The organism is Tabrizicola piscis (assembly GCF_003940805.1).
GTDB classification, from domain to species: domain Bacteria; phylum Pseudomonadota; class Alphaproteobacteria; order Rhodobacterales; family Rhodobacteraceae; genus Tabrizicola; species Tabrizicola piscis.
This window is the reverse complement of sequence record NZ_CP034328.1, coordinates 1,572,284-1,587,334: the sequence shown is the minus strand read 5'-3', so window position 1 is coordinate 1,587,334 and position 15,051 is coordinate 1,572,284. Positions and strand designations below refer to the sequence as shown.

The following is a 15,051-nucleotide window of genomic DNA, read 5'->3' as shown; positions in this document are numbered from 1 at the left end:
TTGGCGGCAGATTATTGACGGGGGGGGCGGGGGGCAATAGAGGACGGCAGGCCCCGGGGCACAGTGTCACGGGCGTTTCAGGAGAGTTTACTATGGTGTCCCTGCGCGATGCGGCGATGAATTCGAAGGCCTGGCCGTTCGAAGAGGCACGCGCGGTGTTGAAACGCTATGGCGGGAAGGACCCGGCCAAGGGGTATGTGCTGTTCGAGACGGGGTATGGGCCGTCGGGTTTGCCCCACATTGGCACGTTCGGCGAGGTGGCGCGGACGACGATGATCCGGCGGGCGTTCGAGATCATCAGCGACATCCCGACCCGGCTGATCTGTTTCTCGGATGACGTGGACGGGATGCGGAAGGTGCCTGAGAACGTGCCGCAGCAAGAGATGTTGCGGCAGTACATGCAGATGCCGTTGACGAGCGTGCCGGACCCCTATGGCGAGTTCGAGAGTTTCGGGCATCATAACAACGCGATGCTGCGGCGGTTTCTGGATACGTTCGGGTTCGAGTATGAGTTCATCAGCGCGACCGAGTTCTACAAGAGCGGCCGGTTTGATGACACGCTGCGCCGCTGTGCGGAGCGCTATGATGCGATCATGGGGATCATGCTGGCGTCCTTGCGCGAGGAGCGCCAGCAGACCTACTCCTGCTTCCTGCCGATCCATCCGGAAACCGGGCGGGTGCTTTATGTGCCGATGAAGGAGGTGAACGCCAAGGATGGCACGATCACCTTTGACGATGAGGCGGGCCGCGAGTGGACGCTGCCGGTCACCGGCGGGCATGTGAAGCTGCAGTGGAAGCCGGATTTCGGCGCGCGCTGGGCGGCGCTGGATGTGGACTTCGAGATGTATGGGAAGGACCACAGCACGAACACGCCGATCTATGACGGGATCTGTGAGGTGCTGGGCGGGCGCAAGCCGAACCATATGACCTATGAGCTGTTTTTGGACGATCAGGGGCAGAAGATTTCGAAGTCGAAGGGCAATGGGCTGACGATTGACGAATGGCTGACCTATGCGGCCACGGAAAGCCTGTCGTATTTCATGTACCAAAAGCCCAAGACGGCCAAGCGGATGCATTTCGATGTGATCCCGCGGGCGGTGGATGAATATCACCAGCAGCTGCGGGCGTTTGTCGATCAGCCGTTGGACCTGCAGGTGAACAACCCGGTCTGGCATATTCACAACGGCCAGCCGCCGGTTTCGAAGATGGTGGTCAGCTTCGGGATGCTTCTGAACCTTGCCAGCGTGTCGGGGGCCAAGGATGCGGGGGCGCTGTGGAAGTTCCTGAAGCGCTATGCTCCAGACGCGAGCCCGGAGACGCATCCTGATCTGGACGCGGCGGCGGGATATGCGGTGCGCTACTTTGCCGACAAGATCGCGCCGACGCGGGTCTTCCGGCTGCCGGACGCGAAGGAGCGGGCGGCGATGGAGGATCTGGTGGCGCGGCTGCGGGTCTGGGACGGGCCGACCGATGACGAGGCGTTGCAGTCCATGGTCTTTGCCGTGGGCAAGGAGCACGGGTTCGAGCCGCTGCGCGACTGGTTCAAGGCGCTTTATGAGGTGCTGCTGGGCGCATCGGACGGGCCGCGGTTTGGCGGGTTCATCGCGCTTTACGGGGTGGACGAAACCGTGGCGCTGATGGAGCGGGCGCTGCAGGGCGCGTTTGTGGCGTGAAAGATTGACGCAGGGCGGCCCCGGTCTACCATCCTTTCGGGGACGTCATGACCGGGAGCCACGCCCATGCGCAATGGCCTATATGGACTGCTGACCGCCGCTTTTCTGGCCTTGCCTGTCGCCGCACAGGAAACGCCGATCCAGAACACGATCCAAAGCCAGATCAACGCCTTTTTGGTCGATGATTTCGCCACTGCCTTCAGTTTCGCCAGCCCCAACATCAAGGGCATTTTCGGCACGGCCGAGAATTTCGGCGCGATGGTCAAGAATGGCTATCCTATGGTCTACCGACCGGCCACGGTCGAGATGGGGGAGCTGCGCGAAGTGGCGGGCAACCTCTGGCAGCGGGTGCGGGTGGTCGATCAGGCCGGTGCCGCCTGGTTTCTGGACTACATGATGATCGAGACGCCGGAGGGCTGGCAGATCAACGCGGTTCAGCTGCTGCCGGCGCCGGATGTGGGTGTCTGAGCCTTTGGCCTGACGGCCTTTCGTTTGCTTGGCCGCCCCCCCACCCTCTCCCTCCCCCACGAGGGGGGAGGGAAGTGCCCTTTCGTTCATGGCGTGTCTGTCGGCATGGTTTGAGACTGTTGCGCGACCTGTGGGCAGGGCGTGCGGCAGTCTGAGATCGGGTTAACCCTTCCTTGCTACCCGTCTTGGCCTTGGCGGCACGGTTCCGGGATCTGATCCCCTCCGCGCCGCCGCTGGCAATGGCGCGAAGCGAGGGTACTTTCACATGAACAAGGCAATCACCGACGGGCTGGTCCTGATGCCGCCGCCGTTCTCGGCCGGCTTGAACCTGTGGTCGCGCGGGGATGGGACGCCGGGGTCGGGGTCGTATCAGGGGCAGGCGAATGCGGCGCTGGTGTCCAACGATCAGGATTTCGCAGGCTGTCTGGAGCTGCAGAAGACCGAGGCCGCGCAAAAGCTGCGGTCCTTTGCTCAGACGCCGATTCAGGCGGGGCTTTATCTGCGGGTGACAGTGCGGGTGAAGGCGGTGGCGGGCAACTTGCCCTCGGTCCGCATTGCGGCATGGGCGGGGGACATTGGCGGCGCGAATGTCGCGGCGGTGGTGCAGGCGGGGCCTGCCGTGGCGCTGACGACCTATGGCGAGGTGGTGACGGTCAGCGCCATCATCGCGCGCGGGTCGCGGCAGGGCGTCGATCTGCCCTGGGGGACTGTGCCTGTCTATGCCCATGTCGGTCTTGATCTGACCGGAGCGAATGGCGGCATCGTGCGGATCGACGATATCGTGGTCGAGGATGTGACCAACATCTTCATCCGCAAGCTGATGGACTGGGTCGATGTGCGCGACTATGGCGCGCTGGGCAATGGCACAACGGATGACACGGTGTCGTTTCTGGCGGCGGACGCTGATGCGCAGGGGCGTGAGGTTCTGGTGCCGTCGGGGGTGTTCCGGCTGAACAGCGATGTCACGATCAACAACCGCATCCGGTTTGAAGGCACGCTGTCGATGCCCGCGAACCGCAAGCTGACCCTGACGCGCAACTTTGATCTGGACAGCTACGGTCAGGCCTTTGGGACCGAGATCGAAGGCTTTCGCCGCGCCTTGCAGGCGCTGTTCTATTTCACCGACCATGTGACGCTGGACCTGTCAGGCCGCCGGGTGGACCTGAGCGAGCCGATCGACGTGGCCGCGCTGAGCGGGTTGACCAACTTCTCCACCCGCCGGGTGATCCGCAACGGGCAGCTGAACGCGGTAGGGGGGCCGGCCTGGGCGACGGAGGAGGTGACGTCGGTCGCGACCTATTCCATCGCGGCGCCAACCACGCTGACGGGCGTGGCGAACGTGGCCAATGTGCCGGTCGGTGCGCTGGTCATTGGCACCGGGGTCGGGCGTGAGGTTTATGTCCGGTCCAAGAACATCGCAGCGGGCACGGTCGAGCTGAGCCAGCCGTTGTGGGGGGCGGTGGGCACGCGGCCCTATACGTTCCGGCGGTTCAAATACTTGCTGGATTTCGGCGGTTTCGACCAGCTGTCGCGGTTCGAATTCGAGGACATGGAATTCAACTGTGTCGGCAATTGTTCGGGGGTGCTGCTGCCCCTGTCGGGGTCGACCCAGCGGTTCATGTCCTGCACGTTCAACCGGCCAGTCGACCGGGCGATCACCTCGACCGGGTCGGGGTGTCAGGGGATGTTCGTCGACATGTGCCAGTTCCTGTCGAATGAACAGTCGATCCCGGCCGCCGACCGCACGACGATTGCGATGAACGTACAGGCCAATGACGTGAAGCTGCGCAACAACCGCATCGTGCGGTTTGCGCATTTCGCGGTGGTGAACGGCACCGGGCACCTGATCCACGCCAACCACTTCTTTCAGGGCGACAGCGAGGTGGCGGGGGTGCGCCGCGCCGGGCTGATCCTGACGCAGACCAACGTGTCGACCGTGGTCACCGGCAACTACATCGACAATTGCTTTATCGAATGGGGCAACGAGCATGACCCGACGCCGGAGTTCAACAACGAGTTTTCGTTCGGGGGTCTGAACATCGTGGGCAACGTGTTCATCGCGTCGAACACGTCATCGGCGTTTCGCTGGATTGTGGTCAAGCCCTATGGGCCGGGGCATTTCCTGAACGGGTTTTCCATGACGGGCAACAGTTTCCGGGTGTTCAACGCCGTGGTCGACCGGGTGGAGCTGCTGGATACATCGATTGCGACGCTGGATTTCACGCGGACCCGGAACGTGCAGGTTGAGGGCAACAGCTACAATCAGGTGTCCCAGACGATCATGAACCCGGTCATCGTGGCGCATACCCAGAACACGGCGGCGGATACCTGGAACGTGAGCGCGACCACGCTGATCCCGTTTGGCGGGCGGGTGCGCATGGTGGAATCGGTGGTGCCCGAGGGCCCGATCACCACGGCGGGGGGCACGGCGCGCTATCCGTTCCCGAATGCGCAGCCGGGCACGGGGGGCCAGGGCAACGAGGCGCAATTGCGCTGGGGCGAGGCGGTGCGCGGCAAGGTCACGGTGCGGATGCGGATGGATCAGCCCTAGGCCGCAGCGATCAGGGTGGACGCAGGTGGAAAGGGCGGTCCCGTGGGTCCGCCCTTTTGCGTCAAAGGTCGGCCGGATCAATCCGGTGCGCGCGGCCAAAGCCGCCGTTCAGCAGGGCGGCCACGGGAGTGAGCCGGACAAAGGCAAAATCCGGCAGGTCGATGTAGACCGTGGCCTTGGGGTTTCGCTGCAGCCAGCGGTCCCGCATTCCCGGCCGGGCGGGATCATCCGGGGCGACAAAGGCGGCGCGGGCCTGGATCATCAGGCGCGGGTGAGTCAGGGGGTCGCCCTTTTCCCCCACCTCACCCAGCATCAGCGCGCAAGCGGGATGGGTCCGCAGCGCGCGGAAATGCGGGGCAAGGCCCGAGATCAGGGTCAGCAGCCCGGCGTCGGCGTCACGGGCAAAGCTGATGCGGCTGATGCCGGGGGTGCCACTGTCCGGGTCGGTCCAGGCCAAGGCGGCATGGCAAAGGGCCAGAAGGTCGCGCGTCAGGGCAAGGGCAGCGGCATCGGCGGGCTGGACGGGGTCTGGTCTGGTGCTCATGGGTCATCGCGATTGACAGTGGGGGTTTGGGGGCGTCATCTGACGCCATTCAGACTGACATGCCAGCGATTACTGGCCGGAAATCCCTTGCTGGATCGCATCATGACCGACACGCCGCAGCGTCACAATGGCCTGACCGACTTTCTGCCGAAGATCCTGACTGTCTGGCGTGAAGGCTATGGCCTTGGCGATCTGAAGGCCGATGCGCTGGCCGGGCTGACGGTGGCCATCGTGGCGCTGCCCTTGTCGATGGCGATTGCCATTGCCAGCGGCGTCGGACCCGAGCGTGGGCTATACACGGCGATTGTGGGGGGCTTTCTTGTCAGTGCCCTCGGCGGGTCGCGGTATCAGGTGGGGGGGCCTGCGGGGGCGTTCATCGTGCTGGTCGCGGCCTGCGTGATGGCCGTGGGGCTGGAGGGGTTGATCCTTGCGACCTTCCTGTCGGGCCTGTTCCTGATCGCGGCGGGGGCGCTGCGGTTCGGGACTTACATCCGCTATATCCCCTATCCGGTGACCGTGGGCTTCACCGCCGGGATCGCGGTCATCATCTTCGCCAGCCAGCTGCGCGAGATGTTCGGGCTGACCCTGCCCGGGGCCGAGCCGGGCGAGGTGTTCGAAAAGCTGCACGCCTTGTGGGAGGCGCGGGAAACGGTGACGCCCGCCGCCGTGGCGGTGGCGGCGCTGACGGCGGGGCTGATCCTGGGGTTCCGCAAGGTGAGGCCGCATTGGCCGGGGATGCTGATTGCGGTGACGGTCGCCTCGGTCGTTGTGGCGGTGCTGGGGCTGGAGGTGGGGACCATCGGCACACGGTTTGGTGCCTTGCCCAACATGCTGCCCACGCCCGCGCTGCCCGGCCTTGGCTGGGCCGAGGTGCAGGCGGCGCTGCCCTGGGCGGCCAGTTTCGCGCTGCTGGGGGCGATTGAATCACTGCTGTCAGCCGTGGTCGCTGACGGGATGAGCGGCGCGCGGCACCGGTCCAACGCGGAACTGGTGGCGCAGGGGTTTGCCAACATGGGGTCGGCCATCTTTGGCGGGTTCTGCGTCACCGGCACCATTGCCCGGACCGCCACGAACGTCCGGGCGGGCAGCCGGGGGCCGGTGTCGGGGATGCTGCATGCGCTGTTCCTGCTGGCCTTCATGATGGTTGCGGCACCGCTGGCGGCCTATATCCCGCTGGCGGCCCTTGCCGGGGTGCTGGGCGTGGTGGCCTGGGGGATGGCAGAGCGGCATGAGTTCGCCTCGCTTCTGCGGTCGTCATGGGGGGATGCGATGGTGGTTTCGGTCACTTTCCTCCTCGTCGTGTTCCGTGACCTGACCGAGGGGATCATCGTCGGCTTTGCGCTGGCTGGGCTGGTGTTTATCCGGCGCATGTCGGAATCGGTCGAGATGCGGCAAAGCCCGCGGCCTGATCCGGCCCCCGGTGAGGATGAAAGGCGGGCTGACCGCGTGGTTTACCATTTGCGCGGCCCTTATTTCTTTGGCGCGGCGGCCCAGATCGGCGGTGTGCTGGAGCGGATCGCCGAAGCGCCGCGCGCCTTTGTGCTGGATATGACGGAGGTGCCGTTGATCGACAGTTCCGGCGCGCGCAGTTTTCACCAGCTTGCGGCCCGGGCGCATCGGCGGGGGGGGCAGCTTTACCTTGTGGGACTAAGCCCAGCGTTGCGGCGGCAACTGGAAGCGCAAGGCGTCCGCGACCCCGAGGTCCGCTATCTGCCCGATGTCGCTGCGGTGGACCAGTTGCTGGATGCGACACAATCGCCGGACGAATCGCGGTAGGGCCCGCGCGCGGGGACTGGGTCATCAGGCCTTTGGCATCACGAAAAACCGGTCGCGCAATCACGCCAGCGTGAAGGCCAGTGGGTTGATTTGCAACGCAATCCCCTGGCCAGTTTTCCGGGATTTGCAGAATTGACCTTTCGCAAGTCAATTAATTTACAGAATTATGCATGTAAATTAGGGGGTTACGTTTTTCTTTACGAAGTGCTACTGTCAGCGCGGGAGAGAGCCGTTCCGCTGTTGGAATGGGGTGCCGCGGGGTCCTTGGCCGGGCCCCGTCGGGGAGGAGAACCGCGATGACCGATCAGGCCCTGAAATCCGTATACCCGGCATCGGCCGAGTTTGTTGCAAAGGCGCATATCGATGCGGCCGGATATGAGGCGCGCTATGCCGCGTCCATCGCCGACCCCGAGGCGTTCTGGGGCGCAGAAGGCCTGCGGGTGGACTGGATCAAGCCCTATACGCGGGTCAAGAACACGTCATTCGCGCCGGGCAACATCAGCATCAAGTGGTTTGAGGACGGGCATCTGAACGTGTCGGCCAACTGCATCGACCGCCACATGCTGACCCGCGCCAACCAGACTGCGATCATCTGGGAGCCCGATGATCCGAAGGAGCCGGCGCAGCACATCACCTATGCGCAGCTCTTGGAGCAGACCTGCCGTCTGGCCAACGTGCTGAAAGCGCATGGTGTGACCAAGGGCGACCGCGTGGTCCTGTACATGCCGATGATCCCCGAGGCGGCCTATGCGATGCTGGCCTGCACGCGGATCGGGGCGATCCATTCCATCGTGTTCGGGGGCTTCTCGCCCGACGCGCTGGCCAACCGGGTCAATGACTCGGAGGCCAAGATCGTCATCACGGCCGACTGGGCGCCGCGTGGCGGCAAGAAGACCGGGCTGAAGGACAACACCGACAAGGCGATGCTGCATGTCGATGACCGCGTTCGCGTGCTGGTCGTCAAGCGCACTGGCGACCAGACCAGCTGGACCGAGGGCCGGGATTTCGACCTGACGGCGGAGATGGCGGCGGCCAAGCCCTATTGCCCCTATGTCGAGGTCGGTGCGGAAGACCCGATGTTCATCCTTTACACCTCGGGTTCTACCGGCAAGCCGAAGGGGGTGGTGCATACCACCGGCGGCTACCTTGTCTATGCCGCGATGACGCATCAGCTGACCTTCGACTACCATGACGGCGATGTCTTCTGGTGCACGGCGGATGTGGGCTGGGTGACGGGGCACAGCTACATCGTCTATGGCCCGCTGGCCAACGGTGCCACGACGCTGATGTTCGAAGGCGTGCCGACCTACCCCGACGCCGGGCGGTTCTGGGAGGTTTGCGCCAAGCACAAGGTCAACCAGTTCTACACCGCGCCGACTGCGATCCGCAGCCTGATGGGCCTTGGGCCGGAGTGGGTGGAAAAGCACGACGTGTCCAGCCTGAAGCTGCTGGGGTCGGTGGGTGAGCCGATCAACCCCGAGGCGTGGAGCTGGTACAACACCCATGTCGGCAAGGGGAAATGCCCGATCGTCGACACGTTCTGGCAGACCGAAACCGGCGGGCACATCGTTACTCCGCTTCCCGGGGCGATCCCGCAGAAGCCGGGGTCGGCGACAAAGCCGTTCTTCGGCGTGAAGCTGGAGGTGCTGGACCCCGCAACCGCCAAGGTGCAGACCGAGACCGAGACGGATGGTGTGCTGTGCATCACCGACAGCTGGCCGGGGCAGATGCGGACGCTGTGGGGTGACCATCAGCGGTTCGAAGAGGCCTATTTCAGCCAGTACAAGGGGTACTACTTCACCGGTGACGGCTGCCGCCGCGATGCGGATGGCTATTACTGGATTACTGGCCGGGTGGATGACGTGATCAACGTCAGCGGTCACCGGATGGGTACCGCTGAGGTGGAGTCGGCCCTTGTCGCGCATGAGGCGGTGGCCGAGGCGGCAGTCGTGGGCTACCCGCATGACATCAAGGGGCAGGGCATCTACGCCTATGTCACGCTGATGAAGGGTGTGGAGCCGACCGAGGAGTTGCGCAAGAAGCTGGAAGCCTGGGTGCGGACCGAGATCGGGCCGATTGCAAAGCCTGACCTGATCCAGTGGGCTCCCGGTCTGCCGAAGACACGCTCGGGCAAGATCATGCGGCGGATCCTGCGCAAGATCGCTGAAAACGACTTTGGCGCGCTGGGCGATACCAGCACTTTGGCCGATCCTTCCGTGGTTGACGATCTGATCGCCAACCGGATGAACAAGGTCTGAGGGCGTGGCTTCAGCGCCCCCGTCCTGATCCTGCTTGGCCCGCCCGGGGCCGGCAAGGGCACGCAAGCCCGGATGCTGGAAGAGGATTTCGGTCTGGTCCAGCTGTCCACCGGCGACCTGCTGCGCGCGGCGGTTGCTGCGGGGACTGACGCAGGCCGCAAGGCCAAGGCGGTGATGGAGGCGGGGCAACTGGTGTCGGATGACATCGTGCTGGCCATCCTGAAGGACCGCATGGCACAGCCAGACGTGGCCCGCGGCATCATCCTTGACGGATTTCCGCGCACTGCTGCCCAGGCAGCGGCGCTGGACGCGCTTCTGGCGGAGGCCGGACAAAAGGTAACTGCCGCCGTCAGCCTTGAGGTTGACGATGATGCAATGGTGGCCCGTGTGTCGGGCCGCTACACCTGCGCCGCCTGCGGCGAAGGTTACCATGACGAGTTCAAGCAGCCCGCCCGTGCGGGGGTTTGCGACAAATGCGGCGGTACGGCGTTCAAGCGCCGGGCCGACGACAACGCCGAAACGGTGCGCGAAAGGCTGACCGCCTATCACGCACAGACGGCACCGCTGATTGCGCATTACGACAGCCAGTCCGTTCTGGAGCGGGTGCCGGCGATGGGGTCCATCGCCGGTATCCGCGCCATGCTGGCTGACATCGTGGGGCGCGTCTCGGCCTGACGGGAGGGGCTGCTTCCGGGGATCACCCCCGGGGGCGGAAAAGCGACAACAAGGGAGTAGCACTCATGGCGGACAAATCCTCTGCCAACGCCTATTGGGCAGCTAACGTCCGGATCATCCTGATTTCTTTGGTGATCTGGTTCGCATGCTCATTCGGGCTTGGCATTCTGCTTCGTCCTGCGCTTTCGGGGATCATGGTCGGCGGTGCCGACTTTGGGTTCTGGATGGCGCAGAACGGGTCGATCTACGTCTTCATCGTCCTGATTTTTGTCTACGCAAACAGGATGGGGAAGATCGACAAAGAACACGGCGTGGAAGAGTAGGGGGCAGAAACAGATGGATCAGTTTACCCTCAACCTGATTGTGGTTGGCATCACCTTTGCCCTCTACATCGGGATCGCGATCTGGGCCCGTGCGGGTACCACCGCGGAATTCTACGCAGCCGGCCAGGGTGTTCCCCCGGTGATGAACGGCATGGCGACGGGCGCAGACTGGATGTCGGCGGCCTCGTTCATTTCGATGGCAGGCATCATCGCGCTGGCTCCGGCTGGCGGGTATGAGCAGTCGGCCTTCCTGATGGGCTGGACCGGCGGCTATGTGCTGCTGGCGCTTCTTCTTGCCCCTTACCTGCGCAAGTTCGGCAAGTTCACCGTGCCCGAGTTCATCGGCGACCGTTTCTATTCCGGCGGTGCACGTCTGGTGGCGGTCATCTGCCTTATCATCATCTCGGTCACCTACGTTATCGGCCAGATGCGGGGCGTGGGCGTGACCTTCTCGCGCTTTCTGGAAGTCTCGACCGACACCGGCCTTTATATCGGTGGCGCGCTGGTGTTCATCTACGCCGTGCTTGGCGGGATGAAAGGCATCACCTACACGCAGGTGGCGCAGTATGTCGTGCTGATCATCGCCTACACGGTTCCGGCGATCTTCATCTCGCTGCAGCTGACAGGAAGCTTCCTGCCGCAGCTGGGCCTGATCGGTGGCTATGCGCCGGGGGGTGGCGAAGTGTCGATGCTGGCCAAGCTGGACAGCGTTGTGACCGAGCTGGGCTTCAACGCCTACACCTCGGACAGCCCGAACATGTTCAACATGTTCCTCTTCACCATGTCGCTGATGATCGGTACCGCGGGTCTGCCGCACGTCATCATCCGCTTCTTCACGGTGCCCAAGGTTGCGGACGCGCGTTCGTCGGCAGGCTGGGCTCTGGTGTTCATCGCGCTGCTTTACACGGTCGCTCCGGCCGTTGGCTCGATGGCGCGTCTGAACCTTAGCACGACGTTCTGGCCCGGTGCGGAAACCGGGACGGCCCTGTCGGCCCCGGCGCTTTCGGTGGCCGAGATCGACAGCAACCCGGATCTGAGCTGGATCCGGACCTGGGAAAAGACCGGGCTTCTGACGTTCTCTGACAAGAACGGCGACGGCCTGATCCAGTACTTCGCCGAGAAGAAGCCGGTGGCGGATGCAAACACGGCCCTTGCCGCTGCGCAGAAGGCACTGGCCGATGCTGCCGCCGATGCCGACAAGGCACCGCTGGAAGCAGCGATCGTCGAAGCGCAAGCCGCAGTTGACGCGGCGCTGGCCGATCCGGCCAACGGTCTGGGTGGCCAATCTCTGGCTGAACTGGGCTTTGCAGGCAACGAACTGACCAAGGTCGACAACGACATCATGGTTCTCGCGAACCCTGAAATCGCTGCTCTGCCCGGTTGGGTCGTGGCTTTGGTGGCTGCCGGTGCTCTGGCTGCCGCACTCTCGACCGCTGCGGGCCTGCTGCTGGCGATTTCTTCCGCCATCAGCCACGACCTGATCAAGGGTTCGATCAACCCGAACCTGTCGGAAAAGGCCGAACTGCTGTGGGCGCGTATTGCCATGACTGTGGCGATCATCGTGGCGACCTACCTTGGTCTCAACCCGCCCGGCTTTGCCGCGCAGGTGGTGGCCCTGGCCTTCGGTCTGGCTGCTGCGACGATCTTCCCGACGCTGATGATGGGCATCTTCTCGAAGCGCATCAACAAGGAAGGGGCAATCGCGGGGATGCTTGCCGGGCTGATCTTCACCTCGGTCTACATCTTCATCTACAAGGGCTGGTTCTTCTTCCCGGGGACCAACTGGCTGCCTGACACGGCTGCGAACTACGTCTTCGGCATCTCGCCGCTGTCGATCGGCACCATCGGTGCGCTGGTCAACTTCGGTGTCGCCTATGGCGTGTCGATGGTAACCAAGGCTCCGCCGGCCCATGTCGTCGATCTGATCGAGTCGATCCGCGTGCCGAAAGGTGCCGGTAAAGCGACCGCTCACTAAGCAACCCGCGCCTCCGGGGAAACCCGGGGGCGCACCGTTCCCGGAAAGCGCAGGACATGGAACAGGACAACAGCGGCCTGACGACTTCCAGCCTCGTGGCCTTCCTGGAGACGGTCCACCCCTACGACAGCCTGCCGCGGGACGAGATGGCGCGTGTCGCCGCCTCTTTCAGCCGCAGGCATCATGATGACGCGAGCGTCATCTATTCCGCCGGCGACCCGCTGGACGGCATCTTTCTGATCCTTGAAGGATCGGTGGAGGTGTTGGAACCTTCGGGCGGGCTTGTGTCGCTTCTGGGTCCAAGGAACAGCTTTGGCGAACGCGGCCTGATGCGTGACGGCGTGGCGGTGACCACAGCACGCGCCGCCGAAGGGGCCGAGATCCTGATGCTGCCGCAGGCCGAGTTCCGGCGCCTGATCGCCAGCTATCCGGCGTTTGAACGCTTTTTCAACCGGGGTCGTCAGCGCGATGTGCGGGAGGCCGACATCTCCACCCGGAAAGTCGGGGACCTGATCGCCCGCGCCCCCATTGCCGTGTCGCCGGAAACCACGATCCGGGCTGCGGCGGAACAGATGCGCGATGCGCATATCTCTTGCCTTGCCGTCGTTGCGGATGGCCGTCTGATCGGCATCGTCACGGCGCGCGATTTCACCAACAAGGTGCTGGCCATGGGGCTGGACGCCGCCACCCCGGTCAGCGCCGTGATGGCAAAGGATCCGATGGTCCTGTCACCCGAGTCGCTGGGGTCGGACGTGCTGAACCGCATGCTGGAACACCGGATCGGCCATTTGCCGGTGGTGGATGATGGCAAGCTGGTCGGCATGATCACCCAGACCGATCTGGTTCGGTTTCAGGCGGTGTCATCGGCGCTGCTGGTGCGCGATGCGGCGACAGCGCAGACCGTGGCGGAACTGGCGGAAAACACCGCCCGCATCCCGCATCTGCTGGTGCAGCTTGTCGGTGGCGGGACAGCGCATGAGGTGGTGACGCGGCTGGTCACCGACATCGCTGATACCGTGACCCGCCGCCTGCTGGCGATGGCCGAGGCCGAGCTTGGCCCGGCGCCGGTGCCCTATCTGTGGCTGGCCTGCGGGTCGCAAGGCAGGCAGGAACAGACCGGCGTCAGCGATCAGGACAATTGCCTGATGATCGACGATGCCGCGACCGAGGCTGACATGGCGTATTTCGCGAACCTCGCGAAGATCGTCAGCGACGGCCTGAACGCCTGCGGCTATGTCTATTGCCCCGGCGACATGATGGCGACCAATCCGCAATGGTGCCAGCCGATGCGCGTCTGGCGTGAGTATTTCCGCAAATGGGTGGCTGTGCCCGACCCGATGGCGCAGATGCTGGCATCGGTCATGTTTGACCTGCGGCCCATCGGCGGGGCGGCCAGTCTATATGCCAATCTGCAGGACGACGTGCTGGAAATGGCTGCGAAGAATTCGATCTTTGTGGCGCATATGGTTTCCAACAGCCTGAAGCACACGCCGCCGCTTGGCCTGTTGCGCGGCTTTGCCACCATCCGCTCGGGTGAATACAAGAACCACATCGACCTGAAGATGAACGGCGTCGTGCCAGTCGTCGACCTTGGCCGCATCTATACGCTGATCGGCGCGTTCGGGGCGGTCAACACCCGCGCGCGGCTGGAGGCGGCGGCGGCGGCGGGGGTCATTTCGGCGTCGGGCGCGCGCGACCTGATCGAGGCCTATGACCTGATCGCCACCACCCGCCTTGAACATCAGGCCCGCCGTGTGAAGGCGGGTGAGAAGCCCGACAACTTCATCGCGCCGTCGGAACTGTCGGATTTCGAACGCAGCCACCTGCGCGATGCCTTTGTCGTCGTGCGCACCATGCAATCCGCCGTGGGATCGTCCCGCGGTGCCAGAAGTTAGGACCCGCCCATATGGCCTTCGAATTGATCGCCGCCTTGATTGCCGCTGCGACCGTGGGCTTGCTCGCCTGGGCCTTGCGCCGCTGGCGTCCAGGCCTGCCAAGCTGGACCGTGCCGTTTGCCGCGGCCATGGGCCTGATCACCTTCACGATCTGGAGCGAGTACAACTGGTTTTCCCGCGTGACGGCGGAACTGCCGCCCGAACTTGAGGTTGTCGCCGTACAGAACGAAGCGATGCCGCTGCGGCCGTGGACCTATCTGGCACCGATCAAGATGCGCTTTGTCGCGCTGGATCACCGCAAGACGCTGGTGCATCCGCAGAAGGCGGGCTTGCGGATGGTGACGCTTTACAGCTTTGCGCGCTGGAAGTCGGTGGCCGAGGGTTTGATGGCGGTGGACTGCGCCGGGCAGCGACAGGCGCTGATCGTCGAAGGCGTCGAGATCACGGCAGAGGGGGAACTGGTCGGGGGTGACTGGCTTCCCGCCGCTGCCGAAGACCAGGTGCAGGCGGCTGCCTGCAAGGAGGGCTGAATGGACCGTAAGCCGCGTATTCTGGTGGTTGAGGATGAAGACAACATCGCCGTCGCGCTGGACTATCTGATGACCCGCGAGGGCTATGACCATGACCGTGTCGCCAACGGTGCTGACGCGCTGTCGCGCATCCGCGCCACGCATCCTGACCTTGTCCTGCTGGACGTGATGCTGCCCGAGGTGTCGGGCTATGAGATCTGCGAAGGCATCCGCATGGACCCCGACCTTGCCGATGTGAAGGTGCTGATGATGACCGCGCGCGGGTCAGCCATCGAACGCCGCAAGGGGCTTGCTCTGGGGGCGGACGGGTTCATCTCGAAGCCGTTCGAATTGAAGGACCTGCGCGAGGAAGTGCGCCGTCTGCTGGGCGCGGGGGTCTAGCG

General features: G+C 64.1%; 12 protein-coding genes. 11 read left to right on the top strand and 1 reads right to left on the bottom strand.

Features of this window, described 5'->3' with window-relative positions:
- Positions 1 to 92: 92 nt before the first annotated feature.
- The 3 genes from EI545_RS07580 to EI545_RS07570 all read left to right on the top strand — a co-directional run bounded on the left by EI545_RS07580 (position 93) and on the right by EI545_RS07570 (position 4,692).
- A complete protein-coding gene (locus EI545_RS07580; RefSeq protein WP_125324911.1) occupies positions 93 to 1,673 on the top strand; it encodes a lysine--tRNA ligase in 1,581 nt (526 codons plus the stop codon).
- 66 nt (positions 1,674 to 1,739) lie between these two features.
- Positions 1,740 to 2,141 carry a DUF4864 domain-containing protein gene (locus tag EI545_RS07575; RefSeq protein ID WP_125324910.1) on the top strand — a complete coding sequence of 134 codons (402 nt, stop codon included), beginning with the start codon at positions 1,740 to 1,742 and terminating at the stop codon, positions 2,139 to 2,141.
- Positions 2,142 to 2,406: 265 nt separating this feature from the next.
- Complete coding sequence (locus EI545_RS07570) at positions 2,407 to 4,692, top strand: glycosyl hydrolase family 28-related protein (protein WP_125324909.1); 2,286 nt, start codon at positions 2,407 to 2,409, stop codon at positions 4,690 to 4,692.
- 61 nt (positions 4,693 to 4,753) lie between these two features.
- On the opposite strand, the gene EI545_RS07565 is transcribed toward EI545_RS07570, so the two are convergent.
- Positions 4,754 to 5,236: a pyridoxamine 5'-phosphate oxidase family protein gene (locus EI545_RS07565; RefSeq protein WP_125324908.1), complete on the bottom strand. Its 483-nt coding sequence runs from the start codon at positions 5,234 to 5,236 to the stop codon at positions 4,754 to 4,756.
- 102 nt (positions 5,237 to 5,338) lie between these two features.
- Here EI545_RS07565 and EI545_RS07560 point away from each other — a divergent pair, with 102 nt between their 5' ends.
- From EI545_RS07560 to EI545_RS07525, 8 genes are all read left to right on the top strand, one after another.
- Positions 5,339 to 7,012: a SulP family inorganic anion transporter gene (locus EI545_RS07560; RefSeq protein ID WP_125324907.1), complete on the top strand. Its 1,674-nt coding sequence runs from the start codon at positions 5,339 to 5,341 to the stop codon at positions 7,010 to 7,012.
- Positions 7,013 to 7,308: 296 nt separating this feature from the next.
- Positions 7,309 to 9,270, top strand: a complete 1,962-nt coding sequence (acs, locus tag EI545_RS07555) for an acetate--CoA ligase (RefSeq protein ID WP_125324906.1) — start codon at positions 7,309 to 7,311, stop codon at positions 9,268 to 9,270.
- Between the two features lie 72 nt (positions 9,271 to 9,342).
- Positions 9,343 to 9,945, top strand: a complete 603-nt coding sequence (locus EI545_RS07550) for an adenylate kinase (RefSeq protein WP_245990327.1) — start codon at positions 9,343 to 9,345, stop codon at positions 9,943 to 9,945.
- Between the two features lie 65 nt (positions 9,946 to 10,010).
- Positions 10,011 to 10,268 (top strand): DUF4212 domain-containing protein, encoded by a 258-nt coding sequence (locus EI545_RS07545; RefSeq protein WP_125324904.1) that lies wholly within the window; start codon positions 10,011 to 10,013, stop codon positions 10,266 to 10,268.
- Between the two features lie 13 nt (positions 10,269 to 10,281).
- Complete coding sequence (locus EI545_RS07540; protein WP_125324903.1) at positions 10,282 to 12,243, top strand: sodium:solute symporter family protein; 1,962 nt, start codon at positions 10,282 to 10,284, stop codon at positions 12,241 to 12,243.
- Between the two features lie 56 nt (positions 12,244 to 12,299).
- Positions 12,300 to 14,138, top strand: coding sequence for a DUF294 nucleotidyltransferase-like domain-containing protein (locus tag EI545_RS07535; protein WP_125324902.1), 1,839 nt, complete (start codon positions 12,300 to 12,302; stop codon positions 14,136 to 14,138).
- A gap of 11 nt (positions 14,139 to 14,149) precedes the next feature.
- Complete coding sequence (locus tag EI545_RS07530) at positions 14,150 to 14,668, top strand: hypothetical protein (protein WP_125324901.1); 519 nt, start codon at positions 14,150 to 14,152, stop codon at positions 14,666 to 14,668.
- Positions 14,669 to 15,049, top strand: a complete 381-nt coding sequence (locus EI545_RS07525; RefSeq protein ID WP_125324900.1) for a response regulator transcription factor — start codon at positions 14,669 to 14,671, stop codon at positions 15,047 to 15,049.
- Positions 15,050 to 15,051: the final 2 nt, after the last annotated feature.

Excerpts from the sequence above, each read along its gene's own strand:
- EI545_RS07570 (WP_125324909.1), top strand. The coding sequence starts at position 2,407 with ATGAACAAGGCAATCACCGACGGGCTGGTCCTGATGCCGCCGCCGTTC.
- EI545_RS07565 (WP_125324908.1), bottom strand. The coding sequence starts at position 5,236 with ATGAGCACCAGACCAGACCCCGTCCAGCCCGCCGATGCCGCTGCCCTT.
- EI545_RS07545 (WP_125324904.1), top strand. The coding sequence starts at position 10,011 with ATGGCGGACAAATCCTCTGCCAACGCCTATTGGGCAGCTAACGTCCGG.
- EI545_RS07575 (WP_125324910.1), top strand. The coding sequence starts at position 1,740 with ATGCGCAATGGCCTATATGGACTGCTGACCGCCGCTTTTCTGGCCTTG.
- EI545_RS07530 (WP_125324901.1), top strand. The coding sequence starts at position 14,150 with ATGGCCTTCGAATTGATCGCCGCCTTGATTGCCGCTGCGACCGTGGGC.
- acs (WP_125324906.1), top strand. The coding sequence starts at position 7,309 with ATGACCGATCAGGCCCTGAAATCCGTATACCCGGCATCGGCCGAGTTT.
- EI545_RS07550 (WP_245990327.1), top strand. The coding sequence starts at position 9,343 with ATGCTGGAAGAGGATTTCGGTCTGGTCCAGCTGTCCACCGGCGACCTG.
- EI545_RS07560 (WP_125324907.1), top strand. The coding sequence starts at position 5,339 with ATGACCGACACGCCGCAGCGTCACAATGGCCTGACCGACTTTCTGCCG.
- EI545_RS07535 (WP_125324902.1), top strand. The coding sequence starts at position 12,300 with ATGGAACAGGACAACAGCGGCCTGACGACTTCCAGCCTCGTGGCCTTC.
- EI545_RS07540 (WP_125324903.1), top strand. The coding sequence starts at position 10,282 with ATGGATCAGTTTACCCTCAACCTGATTGTGGTTGGCATCACCTTTGCC.
- EI545_RS07525 (WP_125324900.1), top strand. The coding sequence starts at position 14,669 with ATGGACCGTAAGCCGCGTATTCTGGTGGTTGAGGATGAAGACAACATC.
- EI545_RS07580 (WP_125324911.1), top strand. The coding sequence starts at position 93 with ATGGTGTCCCTGCGCGATGCGGCGATGAATTCGAAGGCCTGGCCGTTC.